The organism is Streptomyces sp. NPDC054786, assembly GCF_053611685.1.
Map to the genome: position 1 here is coordinate 72186 of NZ_JBSHAW010000034.1, position 21032 is coordinate 93217.

Below are 21032 nucleotides of genomic sequence, written 5' to 3' on the forward strand. Positions count from 1 at the left end.
GACCTCAGTACCTCCGTCCTCCGCCCAAGGGACCGGTCCGGAAGCGGCCGGGAGCCGTCCCGTGCATGACACCATGGTGCAGCCCTCGATGACCCATGGAGACACGATGACGGAGTCCGGCGCGGCCGATCCCCAGGACCTTCCCGCAATAGCCGAGCGGGACGCGGCAGCAGCACCGGTTGCACCGGCTGCACGGACTGCGTCCCGCCGCACCAGCCTCCTGGTCACCCTCGTCCTCGGCGGCCTCACGGCGGTCCCGCCGCTCTCCATGGACATGTATCTGCCGGCCCTGCCGCAGGTCACCGCCGCCCTGCACAGCCCGGCCGCCACCGTCCAGCTCACCCTCACCACCTGCCTGGCGGGCATGGCGCTGGGCCAGATGATCGTCGGCCCGATGAGCGACAAGTGGGGGCGCCGCCGCCCGCTGCTGGCCGGCATGGTGATCTACGTCCTGGCGACCGCCCTGTGCGCGCTCGCCCCCACCGCCGAACTCCTCATCGCCTGCCGCCTGTTGCAGGGCCTGGCGGGGGCGTCCGGCATCGTCATCGCGCGGGCGGTGGTCCGCGATCTGTACGACGGCGTGGCGATGGCCCGGTTCTTCTCCACCCTGATGCTGATCTCCGGAGTGGCACCGGTCGTCGCCCCGCTCATCGGCGGCCAGATCCTCCAGATCACCGACTGGCGCGGCGTGTTCGTCGTCCTCACCGTCGTCGGGGTGGCGCTCACCCTCCTGGTGTGGCGCAGGCTCGACGAGACCCTGGCGCCCGGGCGCCGGCACTCCGGCGGCCTCGGCCAGACCCTGCGCACCATGCGGGATCTGCTCGCCGACCGGGCCTTCTCCGGCTACCTCCTCGTCGGCGCCTTCGCCTTCGCCGCCCTCTTCGCCTACATCTCCGCCTCGCCGTTCGTGGTCCAGGAGATCTACGGCGCCTCCCCGCAGACCTTCAGCCTGCTCTTCGGCATCAACTCCGTCGGCCTGGTGCTCGTCGGCCAGTTCAACGGCAAGGTCCTGGTCGGCCGGGTCGGGCTCGACAAGGTGCTGGGCACCGGGCTGGCCGTGGTCGCGCTCGCCGGGGCCGGTCTGCTCGTGATGTCCTCGGGCGTCTTCGGCCGCGTCGGGCTGGTCCCGGTGGCCGCCGGTCTCTTCGTCCTCATGGCGGCGATGGGCCTGGTCATGCCGAGCACCAACACCCTGGCGCTGCTGCGCACCCCGCATGCGGCCGGCTCCGCCTCCGCGCTGCTGGGCACCTCCACCTTCCTGCTCGGCTCGGTGGCCTCCCCGCTGGTCGGCATCGCGGGCGAGCGGACGGCCCTGCCGATGGCCCTCGTACAGCTCTCCTGCGCCATATTGGCGCTCGTGAGCTTCCTGGGAATGTGCCGCCCGTGGCAGCGTAGGGGGGAGAGCAACGGGAGCACGGCCGGCGAGAGGACCAGGCTCTGAACGCACCGAGACTCACCTATGGCACGCCGGCCCGGGCGGGACTGGACCCCGCCTGTATGGAGCGGCTGGTCCGCGGCGTGCGGGCGCTGCCCGAGGGCCGTCCGCCCTGGGCACCCGGAGCCGTCGTGCTGGCCGGCCGCGGCCCCGTCGTCGCCGCCGAGGCCGCCGCGGGCTGGGCGCTGCGCTACCGGTCCTACGACCCCGAGCGGGACCGCGGCGTCGATCTGCCCCGCGATCAGTGGGAGCCGATGCGGGTCGGCACGGTCTTCGACCTCGCCTCGCTCAGCAAGCTCTTCACCGCCATCGCCGCGGTCCAGCAGATCGAACGCGGCCGTCTGGCCCTCGACGACGAGGTCCGCGCCGATCTGTCGGCCTTCGCCCCCGGCATCACCGTACGGCAGCTCCTCACCCACACCTCCGGGCTCGCCCCCGAGCTGCCGTTCCACGACCACCGGGACCGCGGCGACCAACTGGCACTCCTGTGGGCGGAGGCGGCGGCCCCGAGCGGCCGCCCCGGCGCCGGGCACCGCTACTCCGACCTCAACCTCATCGCCCTCCAGCTGATCCTGGAGCGGCGCACCGGGCAGCGGCTGGACGCCCTGATCCGCGAGGGCATCACCGGCCCGCTGGGCATGTCCAGCACCTCCTACGGCCCGCTGGCGCCGCAGGGCGTGGCGGCGACCGAGGACGAGCGGCGGCCCTGGGCCAAGGCGGACCGCGGCATGGTCCGCGGCGAGGTGCACGACGAGAACGCCTGGGCGCTGGGCGGGGTGGCCGGCCATGCGGGTCTCTTCTCCACCGCCCAGGACCTGGCCGTGCTGTGCCGGATGCTGCTCAACGGCGGCGCATACGGCTCCGTGCGGGTCCTCGGTGCCGGCGCGGTCGCCGCGCTGCTCGATCCGCCCGGCCTCGGCTTCGGCGTCGACCAGCCGTACTTCATGGGGGAGTTGGCGGGCCGCGGCGCGGCCGGGCACACCGGCTTCACCGGCACCAGCCTGGTCCTCGACCGTGCCACCGACACCTTCCTCGTCCTGCTCGCCAACACCGTCCACCCCCGGCGCCGCAACGGCGGCAGCGCCCCGCGCGCGGCGGCCGCCACCCGGCTGGCCCGCGCGGTGTCCCGTGCCACCTGAGCAGGCAGGGCACCCCGTGGGGCCCCGTAGAATTTCTCCCATGCACGAGGAACTGCGCGCCGCGCTGGCGGGCCTGCTCGACGGTCTGCCGCCCAAACAGGCCGCGCAGGCCGTCGAGCGGCTGATCGCCAACTACCGGGGCCGTACGCCCACCGACGCGCCGGTGCTGCGGGACCGCGCCGATGTCGCGGCGTACGCCGCCTACCGGATGCCCGCGACCTTCGAGGCGGTACGGGCCGCGCTGGCGGCGTTCGCCGCGCGGGTCCCGGACTGGTCCCCGGCCACCCATGTGGACATCGGCGGCGGCACCGGCGCCGCCATCTGGGCCACCGCGGCCACCTGGGAAGGCCACCGCAGCACGGTCCTGGACTGGGCACAGCCCGCCCTCGATCTCGGCCGGGAACTGGCCGCCAAGACCCTGCCCGACACGGAATGGCGGCGGCAGACCATCGGCGAGGGCTTGTCGGTCCCGGCCGGCACGGACCTGGTCACCGTCTCCTACGTCCTGGGCGAACTCCGCCCCGAGGACCGCCGCGCCGTCGTCGCCGCAGCGGCCGCAGCGGCGACGGCCGTCGTCCTGGTCGAACCCGGCACCCCCGAGGGCTACCTCCGCATCCGCGAGGCCCGCACCCAGCTCACCGAAGCCGGTCTGCGCATCGTCGCACCCTGTCCGCACAGCGACACCTGCCCCATCGTCCCGCTTGTCCAGAGGCTGGGTGCGCCCCCATCGGTAGCTGGGGGAGACTGGTGCCACTTCGCCGCCCGGGTCAACCGCTCCTCCCTCCACCGTCAGGTCAAGGGGGGCTCCCTCCCGTACGAGGACGAAAAGTTCAGCTACGTCGCCGCGACCACCCTCGACGCCGCCCCGGCCCCCGCCCGCATCATCCGTAAGCCCCAACTCCGCAAGGGCCAGGTCCTCCTGGACCTGTGCACGGCACAGGACGGCCTGCAGCGCACCACGGTGACCAAGCGGCACGGCACCCACTACCGCGCGGCCCGCGACGCCACCTGGGGCGACGACTGGTCCTGACCTCGCCCCCGCGCTGGTCCTGACTTCAGCCCCGCCGCCCCGGACCGTGCGCCGTTCGAGGGGGCTCACTCCTCCCGCGCCCGCTCCTGGAACTTGCGCAGCAGCTCACGGCGTCGGTCCTGGTCGGACCGTCCCCGGCCGCCGCGGTCCGCGCCACCGCCGCCGCGCAGCGCGCCGCGCGAGAGCTTGGCGCGGGTGCCGCCGACTCCGAGCATCCCGCCCGCATTGCCCTTGCTCATGGGAATCCCCTTTCTCCTCAACAGGCGAGACGAAGCGTCTCGCTGGGGGTTCACTATGCGTGAGACGCCCCGTCTCGTCAAGACGATACGTCTCGCCTCCCTCTCGCTAGACTCCGCGTATGGCCGACAAAGCAGCCCCCGACTCCTCCCGTCGCAGCGAACGCTCCCGCCGGGCGATCTTCGATGCCGCCCTCTCCCTCGTCGGCGAGGTCGGCTACGACAAGCTCACGATCGAAGGCATCGCCTCCCGGGCCGGGGTCGGCAAGCAGACGATCTACCGCTGGTGGCCCTCCAAGGCCGCCGTTCTGCTGGACGCGTTCACCGCCGACACGGACGAGGACTACGCGGCGGGCCTCCCGGACACCGGAGACCTGGCCGCGGACCTGAAGTTCGTGCTGCGGGCCACCGCCGATGAATTCAACGACCAGGTCTTCCAGGCGCCCTACCGCGCCCTCGCGGCGGCCGGCGCGAACGACGAGGAGCTCTCCCGCACCTTCGTCGCCCGGCTGCTGGAGCCCGGCATCCGCGTCTACGTCGAGCGGTTGCGGGCGGCCCAGGAGGCGGGCGAGGTGGCCGACGACATCGATGTGCGGATCGCCGCCGAGATGGTGCTGAGTCCCTTCTCACAGCGCTGGCTGATGCGTACCGGCGAATTGACCTACGACTATGTCGACACCCTTGTCGACCAGGCGCTGCGCGGTCTGCGGCCACGCGGCTGAGCGCACCGGGCGGCCGGGCGCCGACGGCGGCATCCTGTCGTCGATGACCTGAATTGCCGGTATTGGTCTGCCCTTCGTTCACCCCGGATCTCCACACCGGTCACCCGAGGCGCAGGATGGTGGCAGCATTGATCCCAGACCACCGCTCGAAGTGAGGGGATAGATGGAACGCAAGAGCAGGTTCTCCCAGTGGCTGCGCCGGCCGAAGAGCGGATCGGACGGCGGCGATACGGACACGGGATCAGCGGCTGCGCGCAGCCGCGAGGACCTGCTGCTGGCGGCGGTCGACGCGGGCTTCCCCGTGGCGCCTGCGGCGCACCCTTCCGGCTACGGCTGTTCCTGTGAGCGCATCGGCTGTCCCACCCCCGGCCGGCATCCCGTCTCCTTCGGCTGGCAGACCGTCGCCACCACCGACCGCGACAAGGTCGCCGCCTGGGTCCGCACCCTCCCGCAGGCCAACTTCATCACTGCCACCGGCATCACCCACGACGTGCTGGACGTCCCCGTCGAGGCGGGCCGCAGCGCCCTGGGGCGGCTGGACGCGGCGGGCATCGACGTCGGACCGATCACCCTCAGCGGCGCCGGCTTCGACGGCCGGATGCTCTTCTTCACCGCCACCCGCGGCACCCCGGACGACGAGGACGAGTGGTGGCCCTGCGAGCTGGACTGCCACCCCGAGACCCTGGACGAGCACCCGGGGCTGCGCTGGCACTGCCGCGGCAGCTATGCGCTGCTGCCGCCCTCGCGGCTGCCCGGCGAGCAGCCCGCGGTGACCTGGCTGCGCGGGCCCGAGCTGCCCCTGCCCGACCCGCTGACGCTGCTGGAGTCGCTCACCGACGCCTGCGCGGAGTTCAACGACCGCGAGCCGCACCACCACGAGGCCGCGGCCTGGCCGATCGGCCGCTGAGCGGGCCCGGACACCCTGCCCGGACACCCTCCGCTCACCCCCCGCGCACGCCGAAAGGCCGCCGGGTTCACCCCGACGGCCCTTGTGCGTACGAGCGGTTTCCGGCCGGCTACATCGGCTTCACCGCGGTCTTCGCCTCGATCCGGTCGAGGACCGTGACCTTCCCCCCGGAACTCTTGGCGGGCACCTTGACCGTCTGGCCAGAGACGGTGGTGAAGAGCATCCGGTTGGTCTTCTTCGGCGGCCCCTCCAGGAGGCCCTTCAGCCTCCCGACCGAGATCGACGCCCCGGCGAACAGCGTCTGCTGCTGGTGGTAGACGGTCGAGAAGAACACCAGCGCACCGCCGTCCTTCGTCCGCAGCGCCACCGGCGGGTAGTCCGCTGCCGAGTCCTCCCACATGATGCGCTGGCCGGGCCGGCTGGCGTCCTTGGCCCGCCGGGCCCGCCAGCCGTCGGTCTGCGGCCCCGGGGCGAAGGCGCTGCCCTTGCCGGTGTTGAGGTAGTCCGCGTAGGTACGGCTGAGCTTGCCCGGATCGACCGTGACACCGGACTGCGCGTCGGCGGGCACCGCCTCCGCGTAGCCGTTCCCGTCCGTCTTCAGCTCCGGCGCCTTGTTGTTCGCGAACGTCGCCAGATACACCGCACGCCACTGCTCATCGATGCCGTTGCGGCTGAACACCAGGAACCAGCGGGTGTTCCGGCCACGGGCGTTCTTCCGGTTGCTGGCCGCGTCCGCGATGAAGTACTTCGGCCAGCCCGCCTGCTTGGGCACGGTGAAGTGCGGATCGGTGAGGGCCAGGGCGTCGAAGCCCGGATTGCCCTGCGGCCGGAGGGCGTGTGCCGCCTTTATCCCGGCCTGGTCGATGGCGAGCAGCGCGCCCCCCTCGAAGGAGGGGTTCAGCGCCGGATCGAGCCGGCGGTTGGCCTTGTTGAAGCTCTCGGTGAAGTGCGTGAGAGCCTTGCCGCCCTCAGCCTTCGAGACCGCCGGCAGTATCTCCCTCTCGCCGTGCACCGTCATGCACCCGCTCAGTATCACCAGCGCCGCTGTCGTCGACGTCAGTGTTGCGGGCACCCGGAACGGCGACCTGCGTGTCATGGGGCTCGGGCTCCTTCGGGGCGACCGGGGCGGACTGGGCGGCCGCCGGGGTGGCACGATTCGGCGCAACCCTACCGGGGGCGACGAAGAACGTGAGCGTGGGGATGAGATACAGAGCCCACACCGTGACCTGAAGGACGGTCGGGTCCGGCTGGAAGTTGAAAATGCCCTTCAGCAGCGTGCCGTACCAGCTGTCGACCGGGATCTGTGCACTGATGTCGAACGCCTGCGTGCTCAGCCCCGGCAGGAGGGCCGCCTCCTGCAGATCGTGGAAGCCGTACGCCAGCACGCCCGCCGCGACCACCACCAGCATGCCGCCGGTCCAGGTGAAGAACTTCGCCAGGTTGATGCGCACCGCACCGCGGTAGAACAGCCAGCCCAGCAGCACGGCCGTCAGCAGGCCCAGCAGCGCCCCGACCAGCGGTCGTACACCGTCGTCGGCGGACTGCGCGGCGGTCCAGATGAACAGCGCGGTCTCCAGGCCCTCGCGGCCCACCGACAGGAACGCGGTGACCACCAGCGCCACGGTGCCCATCTGCAGCGCCGCGTCCAGCTTGCCGTGCAGCTCCTTCTTCAGATGCCGTGCGGTGCGCCGCATCCAGAAGACCATCCATGTCACCAGGCCGACCGCAATGATCGACAGCGACCCGCCCAGCGCCTCCTGGGCCTTGAACGTCAGGGTCTGCGACCCGAATTGCAGCGCCGCACCGAACGCGAACGACAGCACCACGGCGAAGGTGATCCCGAGCCAGACCGGGCGCAGCGCCTCCCGCCGTCCGGTCTTGACCAGATAGGCGATGAGAATGCAGACGACGAGGCTGGCTTCCAGACCCTCGCGCAGACCGATCAGGTAGTTGCCGAACACGTCGGTTTTGTCCCTTCCTTCATGAAGTCGACGCTCTTCTTTCCGGCGTCGACGGTGTCAGGCGAACAGCGCACGGCCCCACCAGTCGTCCGCGTTCCGGACGCCCGGCGGCACCGCGAAGACCGCTGAACCCACGTGCTGGATGTACTCGTTGAGCGCGTCGTCGGCCGCCAGCCGCTTCTGGAGCGGGACGAAGCCCTGGCGTACGTCCCGCTGGTAGGCGAGGAAGAACAGCCCCGCGTCCAGCCGCCCCAGGCCGTCCGTACCGTCGGTGAAGGAGTAGCCGCGGCGCAGGATGCGTATCCCGCCGTTGGAGTCCGGGTGGGCGAGGCGGACATGGGCGGTCGGCAGCATCGACTTCAGATGCGGGGTGTCCCGCTCGTGCTTCCTGCCGACCGGCGCGCCCTCGCCCTTGTCCCGGCCGAAGATGTCCTCCTGCTCCGTGAGCGAGGTGCGGTCCCAGGGCTCGATGTGCATCCGGATCCGGCGCGCGACGAGATAGGAGCCGCCGGCCATCCAGCTCTCCTTGCCCTTCGCCGCGCCGTCCGCGACCCAGACGTGCCGGTCGAGCGCGGCGGTGTCGGTGCCGGCCAGGTTGTGGGTGCCGTCCTTGAAGCCGAACATGTTGCGCGGGGTCTGCGCGTCCGGTGTCGTCGAGGACGTCTTGCCGAAGCCCAGCTGCGACCAGCGGATCGCGACCTTGCCGAAGCCGATCCGGGCCAGGTTGCGGATCGCGTGCACCGCCACCTGCGGGTCGTCCGCACAGGCCTGGACACACAGATCGCCGCCGCTGCGCGCCTTGTCGAGGTTGTCGCCGGGGAACTGCGGCAGATCGATCAGCGCTTCGGGCCGCCTGTCCTTGATGCCGAACCGGTCCTTGCCGTCCTTCTCGAACAGCGACGGCCCGATGCCGAAGGTGAGGCTGAGACGGGACGGCGGCAGGCCGAGCGCCTCGCCGGTGTCGTCCGGCGGCGCCTCCGCCGGCCCGCCGACCGCGCCGTCGCCGACCGCGTCCCCGGCCGTCATCCGCGCCGCGGCCTTCGTCCACTCCTTGAGCAGCGCGATCAGCTCGTCGCGGTCGCCGGTGGTGACATCGAAGGAGGCGAAGTGCAGCCGGTCCTGGACGGCGGTGGCGATGCCCGCCTGGTGCTTGCCGTGGAAGGTGACCGCGGAGCGCGAGGTCGCGTCCGCGCCGGCCGGCTGGGCGTCGCCGCCGGTGCGCAGCGCCGCCGCCGTACCGCCGGCCGCGACCGCGCCCAGCGCCAGGCCCGCACCTCCCCAGCCGAGCAGCGAACGGCGGGACGGGGCGCGTCCGTCGGCGGTCTGTGCGGCCCGGTTTTCCTCGGTGGTCGTGCCGTCGTCCTGCGTCATTGTGATCCTTTGCCTGGCGGCGGACTACTTGGTCGTGGCCACGGCGGCGGCCAGCTTGGACAGCGGCTCCGCCAGCGCGTTGACGCCGTCGGAGAGCTTCTTGCGCTCGCTCTTGCCGACCGTGTCGTAGGAGGCGAAGCCGTCGGCGGACTTGCTGTCGCGGTGCTTGTCGAGCAGCGTGCCGATCGCCTTGAACTGCTTGTCCAGCTCCTTGGCGAGCGTCGCGTCGTGCTGGGCGACGACCGGCTTCAGCAGCTCGTACGCCTTCTCGGCACCCTCGACATTGGCCTGGAAGTCGACCAGGTCGGTGTGGCTGTAGCGCTCTTCCTCACCGGTGACCTTGCCGGTGGCCACCTCGTCGAGCAGTTCCTTGGCGCCGTTGGCCATGCTGGTCGGGGTGATCTCGGCCTTGCCGACCCGCTTCTGCCAGTCCTTCAGATCGGTGATGAGCCGGTCGGCGAGCTTCTTGTCGTCCCCGGAGATCTTCTTCTCCTCCCACAGGGACTTCTCCAGCTTGTGCCAGCCGGTCCACTTCTGGTCCTTCTCCAGGCCGTCGGCGCGCACATCGACCTTGGGGTCGATGTCACCGAACGACTCGGCGACCGGCTCGGTGCGCTCCCAGCCCACCCGGGAGAGGGCGTAGATCTTCTTGGCGGCCCCGACATCGCCGCTCTTGACGGCGTCGGCGAACTTCTGTGCCTCGGGGAGCGTCCGGTCGGCCTGCTCCTGGACGTACTTGCGGTACGCGGCGACCGCGGCATCCAGCTTGGGGTCGCGCTGGGCGCTCGCGCCCTTGCCGCCGGCGGTCACCTTCTGGCGGATGCCGTTGCCCTTCATGCCGGGCTTGCAGGCCACCTCGTACGAACCGGCCTTGATCTCCGCGGTGATCTCCGCGTGGGTGCCGGGGCCGATGTTCTCCCGTTCGGTCACGATCCGGTCGCCGGGCGCGTAGACGTACACCTCGGTGACCTTGGAGCCCTTGTTCTGCACCGCGAACCGGACATGTCCGGCAGGGAATTCCTTGGCGGAGAGCTCACAGCTGGAGTCGGTCGCGGTCACCTCGATGGCACCCTTGCCGCCGTCTCCTTTGCCGTCGTTCTTCGCGGCGCAGCCGGCGACGGCGGTGACGGCCGTGGCCGCCGCGAGGGCGACGACGACGGAGGAGCGATGGGCTCGCATACGGGGCTCCAGGCGGGCTCGGTTGTACGGAATCGACGTACAGGAACGATAGACAGTCACTGCGGTCGCCACTAAGGCGGGCCTAACTTATCTGAGGCTTACCTAGTTTTGCCCGCCCCGTCCAGTGATCCCGCTCTCATGAACAACGGCTCGATCACGGATTGACGCGTGCCCGGTCACGGAAGCGTCATGTATCGGTCAAAGTAAGGGTCGTGTGGTGCGACGGCTCATGACCAGCGGAAAGGTGGTCTGCGGGTGGCAAGTCACCTTTACCGGCCACCGGGGGGTCCACGGCGGCCCGGCCCGGCCCGGCCGCACCCCGTATCCGTCGTCCGTCGCCCGGTCCTGCGATTCACTGTCCGGATGACCGAACTTGATGTGCTCCGGGTGTTCTGCGGACCGGACGGGGCCGGCGGCAATGTGCTGGGCGTCATCCGCGACGGGGCAGCCGTCCCCGATGCCGAGCGGACCGCGCTCGCGGCCGAACTCGGCTTCAGCGAAACCGTGTTCCTCGACGACGCCACCCGCGGCACCGCCGACATCCACACCCCGAGCGTCCGGCTCCCGTTCGCCGGTTACCCGTTGGTCGGTCTGGCCTGGCTGCTGCGGAGCCTGGGGCGGCCGCCGCGCACCCTGCGCCCGCCGGCCGGTGAGGTCGCGGTCCGCTTCGAGGGGGACATGGTCTGGGTGCACGGCCGCCCGGAGTGGGTGACCGCCCGTACGACCCGGCGGTACGCCTCGGCGGCCGAGGTCGACGCGCTGCCCGCGCCCCCGCCGGGGGAGGGCTGGCTCTACGCCTGGGCCTGGCAGGACGAGGCCGCGGGCACGGTCCGGGCGCGGGCCTTCCCGCGGCGCGGCGACGCCGTCGTGGAGGACGAGGCGACCGGCGCCGCCGCCCTGCTGCTGTCCCACGAGCTGGGACGCCCGCTCGACATCCGGCAGGGTGCCGGCTCCCGGATCCTCACCCGTACGTATCCGGACGGCACCGTCGCCATCGGCGGACGGGTGTGCCCCGACGCGCCGTAGCGCCCCGATGCGCCGTAGCGCTCCGACGGGCGGGAGGCGGGGCGTGCGGAGCCGGGTGCGGGGCGGTCAACGGCAGGGCGGGGGCACCGCCTCCTACGCGCTCAGCGGGAACTGCTCGCCCAGCTCCTGGAAGACCGCGCTGTTCAGCCGGAACGCGCGCTTGCACTCGTCGACCACCCGCTGCTTTTCCAGGTCGTCCACCGGCAGGGCGTCCAGGAGTGCCCGGTATTCACGCTTGAAGGCGGCCGGGTTGGCGATGTCCTCGAAGACGTAGAACCGCACCCCGTCGCCCTTGCGGGCGAAGCCCCAGGTCTTCTCGGCGGTGCCGCGGATGATCTGGCCGCCCGAGAGGTCGCCGAGGTAGCGGGTGTAGTGGTGGGCGACGAAGCCGGCCGGCCAGTCGCGGGCGCAGGCCGCCACCCGGTCGGCATAGGCGGCGGTGGCCGTGAGCGGTTCCAGGCCGGTGCGCCAGGACGGGCCGCCGAGGTGGGCGAGGTCGCGCTCCAGCGCGGGGGTGCGGGCCAGCTCGGGGCGGATGAAGGGGCCCGCGACCGGGTCGGTGGACAGTGGCGCGGAGGCGTCCTCCAGCGCGCGGTAGACGAACCACAGCTGCTCGGTGTAGCGCCGGTAGGCCGGGACGCCGAGCCTGCCCCCGAGGAGGTCGCTCATGAAGGAGGAGTTCTCGGCCTCCGTGTGCTGCTCGTGGGACGCGGTGCGGATGACCGCGGAAAAGGGAGCGGACGCAGTGGACGGGGTCGGGCTGGACGCTTCCAAGGCGGACCTCCGGGGACCGAGGGGAGCGGACGGGAACAGGCCGGCTCCGCCGAGCCGCCGACGCTGGGTTCACCTAACTACTTAGGCTTACCTAAGTCAACCCGTTCCCGACGTCCTGTCGGTAACGAGCCTACGCCTGTTCCCGACGCCCTGTCGGTAAAAGTGCCCCGCTTCCGTCAGGGCAGCGTGAGGATCTCGGCCCCGGTCTCCGTGACCACCAGCGTGTGCTCGAACTGCGCGGTCCGCTTACGGTCCTTGGTCACCACCGTCCAGCCGTCGTCCCACATGTCGTAGTCGTGCGACCCCAGCGTCAGCATCGGCTCGATCGTGAAGGTCATGCCGGGCTTGATGTCGGTGGTGTGGTGAGGGCTGTCGTAGTGCGGGACGATCAGGCCGGAGTGGAAGGAGGAGTTGATGCCGTGACCGGTGAAGTCACGGACCACTCCGTAGCCGAAGCGCTTGGCGTACGACTCGATGACCCGGCCGATGATGTTGATCTGCCGGCCCGGCTTGACGGCCTTGATGGCGCGGTGGAGCGCCTCACGGGTGCGCTCGACGAGCAGCGTGGACTCCTCGTCCACCTCGCCGCACAGATAGGTGGCGTTGTTGTCGCCGTGCACACCGTTGATGTACGCGGTGACGTCCAGGTTCACGATGTCGCCGTCCTTGAGGACGGTCGAGTCCGGGATGCCGTGACAGATGACCTCGTTGAGCGAGGAGCACAGGGACTTGGGGAAGCTGCGGTAGCCGAGCGTGGACGGGTAGGCGCCGTGGTCGCACATGAACTCATGGGCGACCCGGTCCAGTTCGTCCGTCGTCACACCGGGCGCGATCAGCTTGGCGGCCTCCTCCATCGCCTGCGCGGCGATCCGGCCGGCGATCCGCATCCGCTCGATCGTTTCGGCGTCCTGCACCTCGGGCCCCGTATACGGGGTGGGTGCGTCCTTCCCGACGTACTCGGGGCGCGCGATCGAAGCGGGGACGGGGCGGGTGGGGGAGATCTTCCCCGGGACAAGAAGCGACTGGCCAGACATGCCAGCGAGTGTATCCGCGGGCCGTCGGGCAGGATGGTGGCACAGAGTATCCACAGGAGGCGGCAATGGCGCTGTTCAAGAGGCGTACGGTCGGCAAGCCCGGTGAGTGGTTCTACTGCCTCGAACACCAGAAGGTCGAGGAGGGGCCCCAGTGCCGCGCCGCCGACCGCTTGGGTCCGTACGGCACCCGCGAGGAGGCCGCGCACGCCATGGAGATCGCCCGAGAGCGGAATCTGGAGTGGGAGACCGACCCGAAGTGGCACGACGACCCGGAGCAGGGGAAGAGCGCCGGGGAGGACTAGGCCCCTTCTTTCGGCCCGGGGCGCGGCTTTCGGTGCACCCCGGGCCGGGGCGGCCCCCGCGGTGCCGCGCCGCGGCCCCGCCTCAGGCCGGTGCCGGGTCCGCGTCCGGGGTCCGGGAGCCGGGGCCGGCCCCGTCGCCGCCCCGCTCACCGTCCTCGTCATGGGCCCCGGCAGCGGCGGCCCGGCGCTCCCGCAGCCGTCGGCCGTGCTCATCCGTCCTGGCGTCGTACGCCATCAGCTTCGGCAGCCCGAGCGCCAGCAGCCCGACCCCGGCGAAGCACAGCAGGCCGCCCACCGACACCGACGCCCGTACGCTCGTCAGCGCCGCCATGCCGCCGATCCGGACCTGGCCCAGCTGCGGACCCGCCGAGTACGACAGCAGCTCGATGCCGGCCAGCCGCCCGCGCAGCTCGTCGGGAATGGTCTGATTCCACATCGCCGAACGGAAGATGCCGCTGATCATGTCGCACGAGCCGGCCAGGGTCAGCAGGAGCAGCACCAGCCAGACGTGCCGCAGCTGTCCGGCGGCCGCCACCGCCAGCCCCCAGCCGGCGGCGGCCAGCGCGATCGCGCGGCCCTGGCGGTGGATCCGTGCGGTCCAGCCGCTGGTCAGGCTCACCAGGAAGGACCCGGCGGGCAGCGCCGCGTACATCAGCCCCAGCGCCCAGGGGGCGTCGAGGTCATCGGCGAGGAACGGGAAGATCGCCAGCGGGAAAGCGAACAGCATCGCGAGGACATCGACGGCATAGGTGCCGAGCAGTTCCTTACGGCTCCAGGCATAGCGCGCGCCCTCGGCGATCCCGCGCAGTGACGGCCGCTCGGCGTCGTGCGCAGCAGGTGACGGCGCCAGCTTCCGGGCCAGCAGCACCGAGACCGCGTAGGTGACCGCGTCGATGGCGTACGCCCAGCGCAGCCCGGCGAGGGCCAGCAGCCCGCCGGCCAGCGCGGGCCCGGCGATGGCGCCGAGCTGCCAGCGCAGGGAGTTGAGGGCGGCGGCCGCGGCGAGCTGATCGTGCCGGACGATCCGCGGCACCATGGCGTCCAGGGCCGGCCGCTGCAGACCGGTCAGCGCACTGGATGCCGCCGCGGCCGCGTAGAGCGGCCACACCAGCGGGTGCGGCAGCAGGCTGTTGAGCAGCAGCAGTACGGAGACCAGGCCGAGCGCGGCCTCGGTCCACACGATCAGCAGGCGGCGGTCGAGGGAGTCTGCGAGTGCACCGCCGTAGAGACCGAAGACGATCAGCGGGATCAGCTCCACCGCGCCCAGCGCCCCGACCGCGAACGTGGAGCCGGTCAGCAGCTTCAGCTGGAGAGGCAGGGCCACGAAGGTCAGAAAGCTGCCGAAGACCGTGATCGCGCCCGCGCACCACATCAGCCGGAACTCGCGCGAGGAGCGCCAGGGAGCCAGATCCGGCAGCACCGCGGAGAAGCGCCGGCGGGCAGGGCGTTCAGGCGGTGGAGGGGAGGAGGGGGAGGAGGCGGGTGAAGGGGGTGAAAGCGGGGTGCTGTCCGAGGTCACGGTGCACCATCGTGCGCAGGGACGCCGCGTGACGCAAAGGGTTTTGCCCGGCCGGCGGGCCCGGCCCGGAGGGTTACCAGCGAGGCGGCGGCGGGGCGGTCAGCCCGTCCGCGAGGCGGGCCAGCCGGTCACGGAAGCGGCGGTGCCTGTGGGGCGCGGGCAGGCTGTTCTCGCCGGCCGCCGCGCTCACCAGATGCTGGACCGTGTCGAGGTCGAGGTCCGCCGGTGCCCCGTCCGTGCCGTCGGGCGGGGCCGGGGGTGCGGCGAGTGCGTCATGGGCCAGGGCGTGCAGATCGCGGTCGCCGCCGTCGAGGGCGAGCACCGTCGCGCCGTTGCGGCGGGCGTCGTGCACCCGCTCCAGCAACCCGGCGCCCGGCTGCCCCGGCGTCACGACCAGCAGCGTCTCGCCGCGCCCCGACGCCGCCAACCGGCCGAGCCCCACCGCCAGATGGGCCGGCGCCCCACCGGGGACGCGATGGCGCACCAGAGTCGGCGACAGCTCGGGCAGGCCCGACCAGGCGGCCTCGTCGTCGAGATGGGCGGCCAGATGCCAGGGCTCGTAGGCGGCGCTGCCCACCAGCAGCAGCCCGCCGCCGTGCGGGGCGACGGCACTGCGCAGCGACCCCGCGAAACGGCGGGTGGCCTGAATCCACTCGGTCCCGGCAAGAACCTCGCGCAGCAGGGCGACCCGTACGGCATCCATGGCCCGGGATCCTGCCGCAGTACGGTGCCGTTCGGTTGCTCTTTCAACGGGTGTCACCCGTACGGGATTTGGGGCGGAGGAGGCGGGAGGGGCCAGGGCGTGTCCGCACAGTCCCGCCCGGCCCGTCGCCGCGCCGTGGGGTCTCAGCGGACGGGCTTCAGGCCGGCGGCGGTGAGCCGACGTCCTACCTCTGCCACGGCCTCTTCGCTCAGCGGGCGCTGCGGAAAGGCGGTGGCACCCCGGTCGATCACGCCGAGCAGATGGAGCGCCGCCTTGAACGCGCCCAGTGCGGAGGAGCTGCGGCCCATCTCGGGCTCGGGGCCGACGTCGACCATGGAGAACAGGGTGACCAGACGCTCCTGTTCGGCGGCCGCCCGCTCCCAGTCGCCGGCCCGGGCGGCCTCGTGGAGGCGGACGTAGGCCGCCGGGTCGACATTGCCGATGCCGGGGACGACGCCGTCGGCACCCGCCAACAGGGCCGCATCCACGGTCAGTTCGGAGCCGGTGAGGACCGAGAAGCCGGGGGCGGGACCGGTGCGCCGGGCGGTGCGGCCGCCGAGCTCGACGAGCAGACGGCGCAGCGAGCCCTCGTCGCCGCTGCTGTCCTTGAGCCCGGCGAGCGTGCCGTCCTCGGCCAGCTCCCGCACCAGCGACGGCGGCAGCTTGCTGTGTACGGCGACGGGGATGTCGTAGGCGAACAGCGGGAGGTCCACGGCCGTGCGGAGGTGGCGGAAGTGTGCGGCGATCTCCCGGGGATGGGTGCGGGTGTAGAAGGGCGCGGTGGCGACCAGGGCGTCGGCGCCGAGCGCGGCGGCGGTCCGGGCGTGGTCGAGGACTCGGGGGGTGGTGGTGTCGATGACCCCGGCGAGCACCGGGACCCTGCCGTCCGCGGCCTTGAGGACGGTTTCCAGCGCGGTGCCGCGCTGGGCGTCGGTGAGGTAGGCGACCTCACTGGTGGAGCCGAGGGCGAACAGTCCGTGCACCCCGCCGTCGATGAGGTGGTCCACCAGGCGGGTCAGCGAGGCGGTGTCGATCTCGCCGCGCGGGTCGAGCGGGGTGCAGACCGGCGGGATGACGCCGTGCAGGGGTGCGGGCAGTGCCATGGGGGCTCCGGGGGCTCCGAGTCCGACATAGGACATGGGATGTCCTATGTCGAGCACAATAGACCTGTTCACAGGCGGTCGGTCAAGGATCCGCTGCCCCCGCGGGGCGGGTGGCGAACGGGCCGGCGGCATGGCAGACGCGGAGCGGGAGAGGGAGTTTCGATGGCGCGAGGGACGATGGCCGAGGATGTGCAGGCGCAGATCAAGCAGTTGATCCTGCAGCGCGGACTGACGCCGGGCGATCCGCTGCCCACCGAGGCCGAGCTGGTCGGTCTGCTCGACGTCAGCCGCAACTCGGTGCGCGAGGCGCTCAAGGCGCTGCAGGCGATGCGCATCGTGGAGATCCGGCACGGCTTCGGCACCTACGTCGGCCCGCTCACCCTGGAGCCGTTCGTCGAGGGCGTCGCCTTCCGCGCCGCGGTCCGCCACCATCAGGGCGAGTCGAGCCTGTACGAGCTGATGGAGGTCCGCGAGGCGCTGGAGGCGGGCCTGATCGGCACCGTCGCCCGCAATCTGCCCGCCGAGGACCTCGCCGTCCTCAAGGGGCTGGTGCAGCGGATGGCGGAGGAGGCGCGGGGCGGGCAGGTGCAGAGCGCCACCGACCGGGCCTTCCATCTCGCCCTGTACCGCTCGATGGGCAACCACCTGCTGAGCGAGGTGCTGGACGCGTTCTGGGCGGCGCTGCGCCGGGTGCGTGAGGACCTCTCCGACGACGGTCCGGACCCGGACGTGACGCATCGCCAGCACCAGGAGATCGTCGAGGCGTTGGAGGCGGGCGACGGCGACCGCGCCGTGGAGGCGATACACCGGCACTTCGACGGCATCCGGCGCCGGCTGACCGAGTAGCGACGGAAGAGCGTCAGCTGCCCGTCGGCAACGCGCCCGGCCGTGCGCCCTCGATGCGCCGGGGGTGTCCGCAACGCATCCGACGGTGCGCCGCAGGGCGCCTGATGAGGCAACGTAAGGGCACCGTTGTGGGCGATATCGCCCCCGTACACCGGAATTTCACCCGGTGTCGACGGTGCCTTTGCCGGCCGGGAAAAGCGCCATGTGCAGTGTCTTGACGGTCCGTTGGGCACTCCCTATGGTCACCGCAGGACAAGGGACATCCTACGTCCTTGCCCGTTGGGGGTGACCCATGGCGTACGAGAGCTCCGTGCCGTACCGGGCCGGGACCGAGGGGAACACCGGCCCCGGACCCGCGCGCCCGTCCGCCCGCGCCCCGATACCCCCGCGCACCGCCCGCGACGTCGCCCCGGCCCGGGGGAGTGCGCCCACCGTCCCCGGGCTCCCGGCCCCCTGCTCCGGCCTCCCGCACCCCGAGCACGGGAGCGCCGGACCGCTCCACGCGACGGGCGGCTTCAGCGCGTACTCGACGATCACCTTCCGCCGCATCCCCGTGGAGGAGCCGACATGACCAACAGCCCCATGCACCGCAGAACGGTCCTGGGCGGGGCGGCCGCCTTCGCCGCCGGTTTGGCACTCGCCGGCTGCGGCGACAGCGGGGACGGCGACGGCAACGCGCCCCGGGAGCGCAAGAAGGGGCAGCAGATCCAGCTGACCTTCTGGTCCTGGGTGCCCGGCATCGACAAGCCCGTCGACCTGTGGAACCGCAAGAATCCCGATGTGCAGGTCAAGGTCGAGAAGGTGTCGGCCGTCAACGGCGAGCAGTACGCGAAGATGCACGCGGCCGTCAAGGCCGGCAACCCGCCCGACCTGGGCCAGATCGAGTTCCCCGTCATCCCCAGCTTTCTGCTCGACGACGGGCTGCTCGACCTCGCCCCGCTCGGCGCCGCCCGCCACAAGAACATGTTCTTCGGCTGGCAGTGGCAGCAGTCCGTCTTCGGCAAGGGCATCTACGCCATCCCCCAGGCCTCCGGCCCCATGGGCCTGTTCCTCCGCCAGGACCTCTTCGACAAGTGGGGCGTGCAGACCCCGCGGACCTGGGACGAGTACGAGGCCGCCGCCAAGGCCGTCCGCAAGAAGGGCGCCTGGATCGAGACCTTCGCCCCCACCAACGGCAACCGCTTCTCCGGCCTCGCCTGGCAGGCCGGCGCCAAGTGGTACGGGACGCACGGCGACACCTGGATCGTGCACATCGACGACGAACCCACCCGCAGGGTCGCCGACTACTGGGAATCCCTCGTCCGGCAGAAGCTCGTCAAGACCATCCCGGACCGGCAGAACGCCTGGTACAAGGATCTGCAGACCGGCGCCATCCCGGCCTGGGTGGGCGCCAGTTGGGGCGATGCCCTGCTGGTCGGCAATGCGCCGGGCACCAAGGGGAAGTGGCGGGCCGCGCCGCTGCCGCAGTGGAAGGCGGGCGAGCAGGTCTTCGCCAACTGGGGCGGCTCGACCACCGCCGTCTTCGCCAAGGCGAAGTATCCCAAGGACGCCCTGGATTTCGCCGTCTGGCTGAACACCGCCCCCGAGTCGATCGCGCTGCTGATCGACGGCGGCTATGGCTTCCCCAGCGCCAAGAAGGGCTATGCCACCGCCGATCTCGATGTCGCCAAGGACTTCTTCGGCGGCCAGGCGTACAGCAAGATCTTCGCGGCTGCCGGGGCACACGTGGACACCAGCTGGCAGTGGGGCCCCGGCGTGGACACCCTCTACCAGCGGCTCGGCGACGCCTTCACCGATGCGCTCGCGGACGGCAGCTCCTTCCGCTCCGTCCTGACGAAAGTGCAGGGCCAGACCCTCGCCGACCTCAAGGGCAAGGGCCTGAAGGTGGAGAGCGGCGGGTGAGCCGGGACACGCTGAGCCGTCCGGAGCCGGACACCCGGAAGCGGACACGCAAGGACACCGGCGGCCGCCCGCGCCGAGCCTCCCGTACAGAGGCCCGCAACGCCCGCGCCGCCGCCGGGTTCGTCCTGCCGTTCCTCGCCCTCTTCGGCCTCTGCTTCATCGCCCCGATCGGCTACGCCCTCTACCAGAGCCTGCAGAAGACCGAACGCACCGGCCCGCTCGGCCTCGGCGGCCGGGAACACGAGGCCTTCGCCGGCCTGGCCAACTACGCCCATGCGCTCGCCGACGACCGGTTCCTGACCGGCTTCGGCCGGGTGCTGCTCTTCGGCGCCGTCCAGATCCCGCTGATGATCGTGCTGGCCACCGCCCTCGCGCTGCTGCTGGAGAGCGCGAGCGCCCGCGGGATCACCTTCTTCCGCAGCGCCTTCTTCCTGCCGTACGGCGTGCCCGGAGTGATCGCCTCGATCCTGTGGGGGTTCCTGTACGTGCCCGGCATCAGCCCGCTGGTGAAGATCGCCGACTCCGTGGGCTGGGACGTCGACTTCCTCTCCCGCGGCACCGTCCTGTGGTCCATCGCCAACATCGTCACCTGGCAGTTCACCGGCTACAACATGCTGGTACTGATCGCGCAGCTCAAGGCCGTACCGGGGGAGTTGTACGAGGCGGCACGGATCGACGGGGCGAGCGCCTGGCAGATCGCCCGGCACATCAAGATCCCGCTGATCCGCCCGGCGCTCGTGCTCACCACCGTCTTCAGCATCATCGGCACGCTCCAGCTGTTCGCCGAACCCATGGTGCTGCGCCCGCTGGCGTCCTCCATCGACTCCGGCTTCACCCCCAACCTGCACGCCTACAGCGAGGCGTTCGTCGGCAACAACCAGCATGTGGCGGCGGCCGAGGCGGTACTGCTCGCGCTGGTGGCGTGCGTGCTGTCCTTCGGCTTTCTGCGGCTGGTCGGCGGGCGCGCCGAGGAGCGCGGATGAACCGGCCCCCGGTCCGCTACCGGATCATCACCGCCTCGCTGCTCACCCTCGCCGCGATCTACTTCCTGGTGCCCGTCTACTGGCTGGTGGTCTCCGCCACCAAGAACAGCGCCGACCTCTTCGGCACCTTCGGCTTCTGGTTCTCCGACCCGCATCCGGTCGACTACCTCACCGATGTGCTGACCTACGACCACGGCATCTACGCCCGCTGGTTCGCCAACTCCCTCTGCTACGCCGGGATCGGCGCGCTCTGCGCCACCCTGCTGTCCGCCGCGGCCGGCTATGCGCTGGCCAAATTCCCGTTCCGCGGCCGGGAGGCGGTCTTCAACGTGGTGCTCGCCGGGGTGCTGATCCCCGGCACCGCGCTGGCCCTGCCGCTCTACTTCCTCTTCAGCTCGATGGGACTGTCCAACACCTACTGGGCGGTGCTGATCCCCAGCGTGGTCAGCCCGTTCGGCGTCTATCTGTGCCGGATCTACGCGGCCGCCGCGGTCCCCGACTCGCTCCTGGAGGCGGCCCGGATCGACGGCGCGGGCGAGGCCAGGATCTTCGGCGGGCTCGGGCTGCGGCTGATGACCCCGGCACTGGTGACCGTCTTCCTGTTCCAGTTCGTGCACATCTGGAACAACTACTTCCTGCCGCTGGTGATGCTCTCGGACTCCGACCTCTACCCGATCCAGCTGGGCCTGACCTCCTGGACCGGCTACGCCGACCGCCAACCGGTGCTCTACCAGTACACGGTGGGCGGGGCCTTTCTGTCCGTCGTGCCGCTGATGGTGCTGATGACGGTGCTCCAGCGGTACTGGCGCACGGGCCTGACCGAGGGCAGCGTCAAGGCGTGACGGGCGGCGGTGACGGGA

At 71.4% G+C, this 21032-nt stretch carries 22 protein-coding genes; 12 read left to right on the forward strand and 10 right to left on the reverse strand.

The window, feature by feature from the left end; translation table 11 throughout:
• Positions 1-106: 106 nt before the first annotated feature.
• The 3 genes from ACWGI6_RS26880 to ACWGI6_RS26890 are packed head-to-tail and all read left to right on the forward strand — an operon-like array spanning position 107 to position 3604.
• Complete coding sequence (locus ACWGI6_RS26880; protein WP_453269908.1) at positions 107-1441, forward strand: multidrug effflux MFS transporter; 1335 nt, start codon at positions 107-109, stop codon at positions 1439-1441.
• A gap of 56 nt (positions 1442-1497) precedes the next feature.
• Complete coding sequence (locus tag ACWGI6_RS26885; protein ID WP_453269885.1) at positions 1498-2574, forward strand: serine hydrolase domain-containing protein; 1077 nt, start codon at positions 1498-1500, stop codon at positions 2572-2574.
• Positions 2575-2614: 40 nt separating this feature from the next.
• On the forward strand, positions 2615-3604 hold the full coding sequence (locus tag ACWGI6_RS26890; RefSeq protein WP_453269886.1) for a small ribosomal subunit Rsm22 family protein: 990 nt from the start codon (positions 2615-2617) through the stop codon (positions 3602-3604).
• A 65-nt stretch (positions 3605-3669) separates the two neighbouring features.
• Here the strand turns inward: ACWGI6_RS26890 and ACWGI6_RS26895 are convergent, their stop codons facing one another.
• Positions 3670-3843 carry a DUF6243 family protein gene (locus ACWGI6_RS26895; protein WP_453269887.1) on the reverse strand — a complete coding sequence of 58 codons (174 nt, stop codon included), beginning with the start codon at positions 3841-3843 and terminating at the stop codon, positions 3670-3672.
• A gap of 119 nt (positions 3844-3962) precedes the next feature.
• Between ACWGI6_RS26895 and ACWGI6_RS26900 the strand changes: the two genes are divergently transcribed.
• On the forward strand, positions 3963-4562 hold the full coding sequence (locus tag ACWGI6_RS26900; protein WP_453269888.1) for a TetR/AcrR family transcriptional regulator: 600 nt from the start codon (positions 3963-3965) through the stop codon (positions 4560-4562).
• Between the two features lie 163 nt (positions 4563-4725).
• Positions 4726-5469: a bifunctional DNA primase/polymerase gene (locus ACWGI6_RS26905; protein WP_393908141.1), complete on the forward strand. Its 744-nt coding sequence runs from the start codon at positions 4726-4728 to the stop codon at positions 5467-5469.
• Between the two features lie 109 nt (positions 5470-5578).
• Here ACWGI6_RS26905 and ACWGI6_RS26910 read toward each other — a convergent pair whose 3' ends face one another.
• The 4 genes from ACWGI6_RS26910 to efeO are packed head-to-tail and all read right to left on the reverse strand — an operon-like array spanning position 5579 to position 9980.
• Positions 5579-6487, reverse strand: a complete 909-nt coding sequence (locus tag ACWGI6_RS26910) for a hypothetical protein (RefSeq protein ID WP_453269889.1) — start codon at positions 6485-6487, stop codon at positions 5579-5581.
• Positions 6438-7430: an iron uptake transporter permease EfeU gene (gene efeU / locus ACWGI6_RS26915; protein WP_453269890.1), complete on the reverse strand. Its 993-nt coding sequence runs from the start codon at positions 7428-7430 to the stop codon at positions 6438-6440. Before efeU ends, ACWGI6_RS26910 begins: the two co-directional genes overlap by 50 nt.
• Positions 7431-7487: 57 nt before the next feature.
• On the reverse strand, positions 7488-8801 hold the full coding sequence (efeB, locus tag ACWGI6_RS26920; protein ID WP_453269891.1) for an iron uptake transporter deferrochelatase/peroxidase subunit: 1314 nt from the start codon (positions 8799-8801) through the stop codon (positions 7488-7490).
• Positions 8802-8825: 24 nt separating this feature from the next.
• Entirely contained in the window at positions 8826-9980 is a 1155-nt protein-coding gene (gene efeO / locus ACWGI6_RS26925) for an iron uptake system protein EfeO (RefSeq protein ID WP_453269892.1), read from the reverse strand.
• Positions 9981-10343: 363 nt separating this feature from the next.
• On the opposite strand from efeO, the gene ACWGI6_RS26930 reads away from it, so the two are divergent.
• On the forward strand, positions 10344-11006 hold the full coding sequence (locus ACWGI6_RS26930) for a PhzF family phenazine biosynthesis protein (RefSeq protein ID WP_453269893.1): 663 nt from the start codon (positions 10344-10346) through the stop codon (positions 11004-11006).
• Positions 11007-11099: 93 nt separating this feature from the next.
• Here the strand turns inward: ACWGI6_RS26930 and ACWGI6_RS26935 are convergent, their stop codons facing one another.
• Both ACWGI6_RS26935 and map read right to left on the reverse strand, forming a co-directional pair.
• A complete protein-coding gene (locus tag ACWGI6_RS26935) occupies positions 11100-11780 on the reverse strand; it encodes a biliverdin-producing heme oxygenase (protein ID WP_453269894.1) in 681 nt (226 codons plus the stop codon).
• A gap of 176 nt (positions 11781-11956) precedes the next feature.
• Positions 11957-12814: a type I methionyl aminopeptidase gene (gene map / locus ACWGI6_RS26940; protein WP_453269895.1), complete on the reverse strand. Its 858-nt coding sequence runs from the start codon at positions 12812-12814 to the stop codon at positions 11957-11959.
• Positions 12815-12879: 65 nt separating this feature from the next.
• Here map and ACWGI6_RS26945 point away from each other — a divergent pair, with 65 nt between their 5' ends.
• Complete coding sequence (locus ACWGI6_RS26945) at positions 12880-13116, forward strand: hypothetical protein (RefSeq protein WP_453269896.1); 237 nt, start codon at positions 12880-12882, stop codon at positions 13114-13116.
• A gap of 82 nt (positions 13117-13198) precedes the next feature.
• Here the strand turns inward: ACWGI6_RS26945 and ACWGI6_RS26950 are convergent, their stop codons facing one another.
• The 3 genes from ACWGI6_RS26950 to ACWGI6_RS26960 all read right to left on the reverse strand — a co-directional run bounded on the left by ACWGI6_RS26950 (position 13199) and on the right by ACWGI6_RS26960 (position 16441).
• Positions 13199-14488, reverse strand: coding sequence for an MFS transporter (locus ACWGI6_RS26950; protein ID WP_453269909.1), 1290 nt, complete (start codon positions 14486-14488; stop codon positions 13199-13201).
• Positions 14489-14708: 220 nt separating this feature from the next.
• The gene (locus ACWGI6_RS26955) at positions 14709-15338 is read right to left on the reverse strand and encodes a hypothetical protein (RefSeq protein ID WP_453269897.1); all 630 of its coding nucleotides are present in this window, start codon (positions 15336-15338) and stop codon (positions 14709-14711) included.
• A 143-nt stretch (positions 15339-15481) separates the two neighbouring features.
• Positions 15482-16441, reverse strand: coding sequence for a dihydrodipicolinate synthase family protein (locus ACWGI6_RS26960; RefSeq protein WP_453269910.1), 960 nt, complete (start codon positions 16439-16441; stop codon positions 15482-15484).
• Between the two features lie 162 nt (positions 16442-16603).
• Between ACWGI6_RS26960 and ACWGI6_RS26965 the strand changes: the two genes are divergently transcribed.
• From ACWGI6_RS26965 to ACWGI6_RS26985, 5 genes are all read left to right on the forward strand, one after another.
• The gene (locus ACWGI6_RS26965; RefSeq protein WP_393908151.1) at positions 16604-17287 is read left to right on the forward strand and encodes a FadR/GntR family transcriptional regulator; all 684 of its coding nucleotides are present in this window, start codon (positions 16604-16606) and stop codon (positions 17285-17287) included.
• A 292-nt stretch (positions 17288-17579) separates the two neighbouring features.
• Positions 17580-17858 (forward strand): hypothetical protein, encoded by a 279-nt coding sequence (locus ACWGI6_RS26970; RefSeq protein WP_453269898.1) that lies wholly within the window; start codon positions 17580-17582, stop codon positions 17856-17858.
• Positions 17855-19189 carry an ABC transporter substrate-binding protein gene (locus ACWGI6_RS26975; protein WP_453269899.1) on the forward strand — a complete coding sequence of 445 codons (1335 nt, stop codon included), beginning with the start codon at positions 17855-17857 and terminating at the stop codon, positions 19187-19189. Before ACWGI6_RS26970 ends, ACWGI6_RS26975 begins: the two co-directional genes overlap by 4 nt.
• Positions 19190-19200: 11 nt before the next feature.
• The gene (locus tag ACWGI6_RS26980) at positions 19201-20172 is read left to right on the forward strand and encodes a carbohydrate ABC transporter permease (protein WP_453269911.1); all 972 of its coding nucleotides are present in this window, start codon (positions 19201-19203) and stop codon (positions 20170-20172) included.
• Positions 20169-21014 (forward strand): carbohydrate ABC transporter permease, encoded by an 846-nt coding sequence (locus ACWGI6_RS26985; RefSeq protein WP_393908155.1) that lies wholly within the window; start codon positions 20169-20171, stop codon positions 21012-21014. The genes ACWGI6_RS26980 and ACWGI6_RS26985 overlap by 4 nt, the downstream gene beginning before the upstream one ends.
• The last annotated feature ends 18 nt before the right edge of the window (positions 21015-21032 follow it).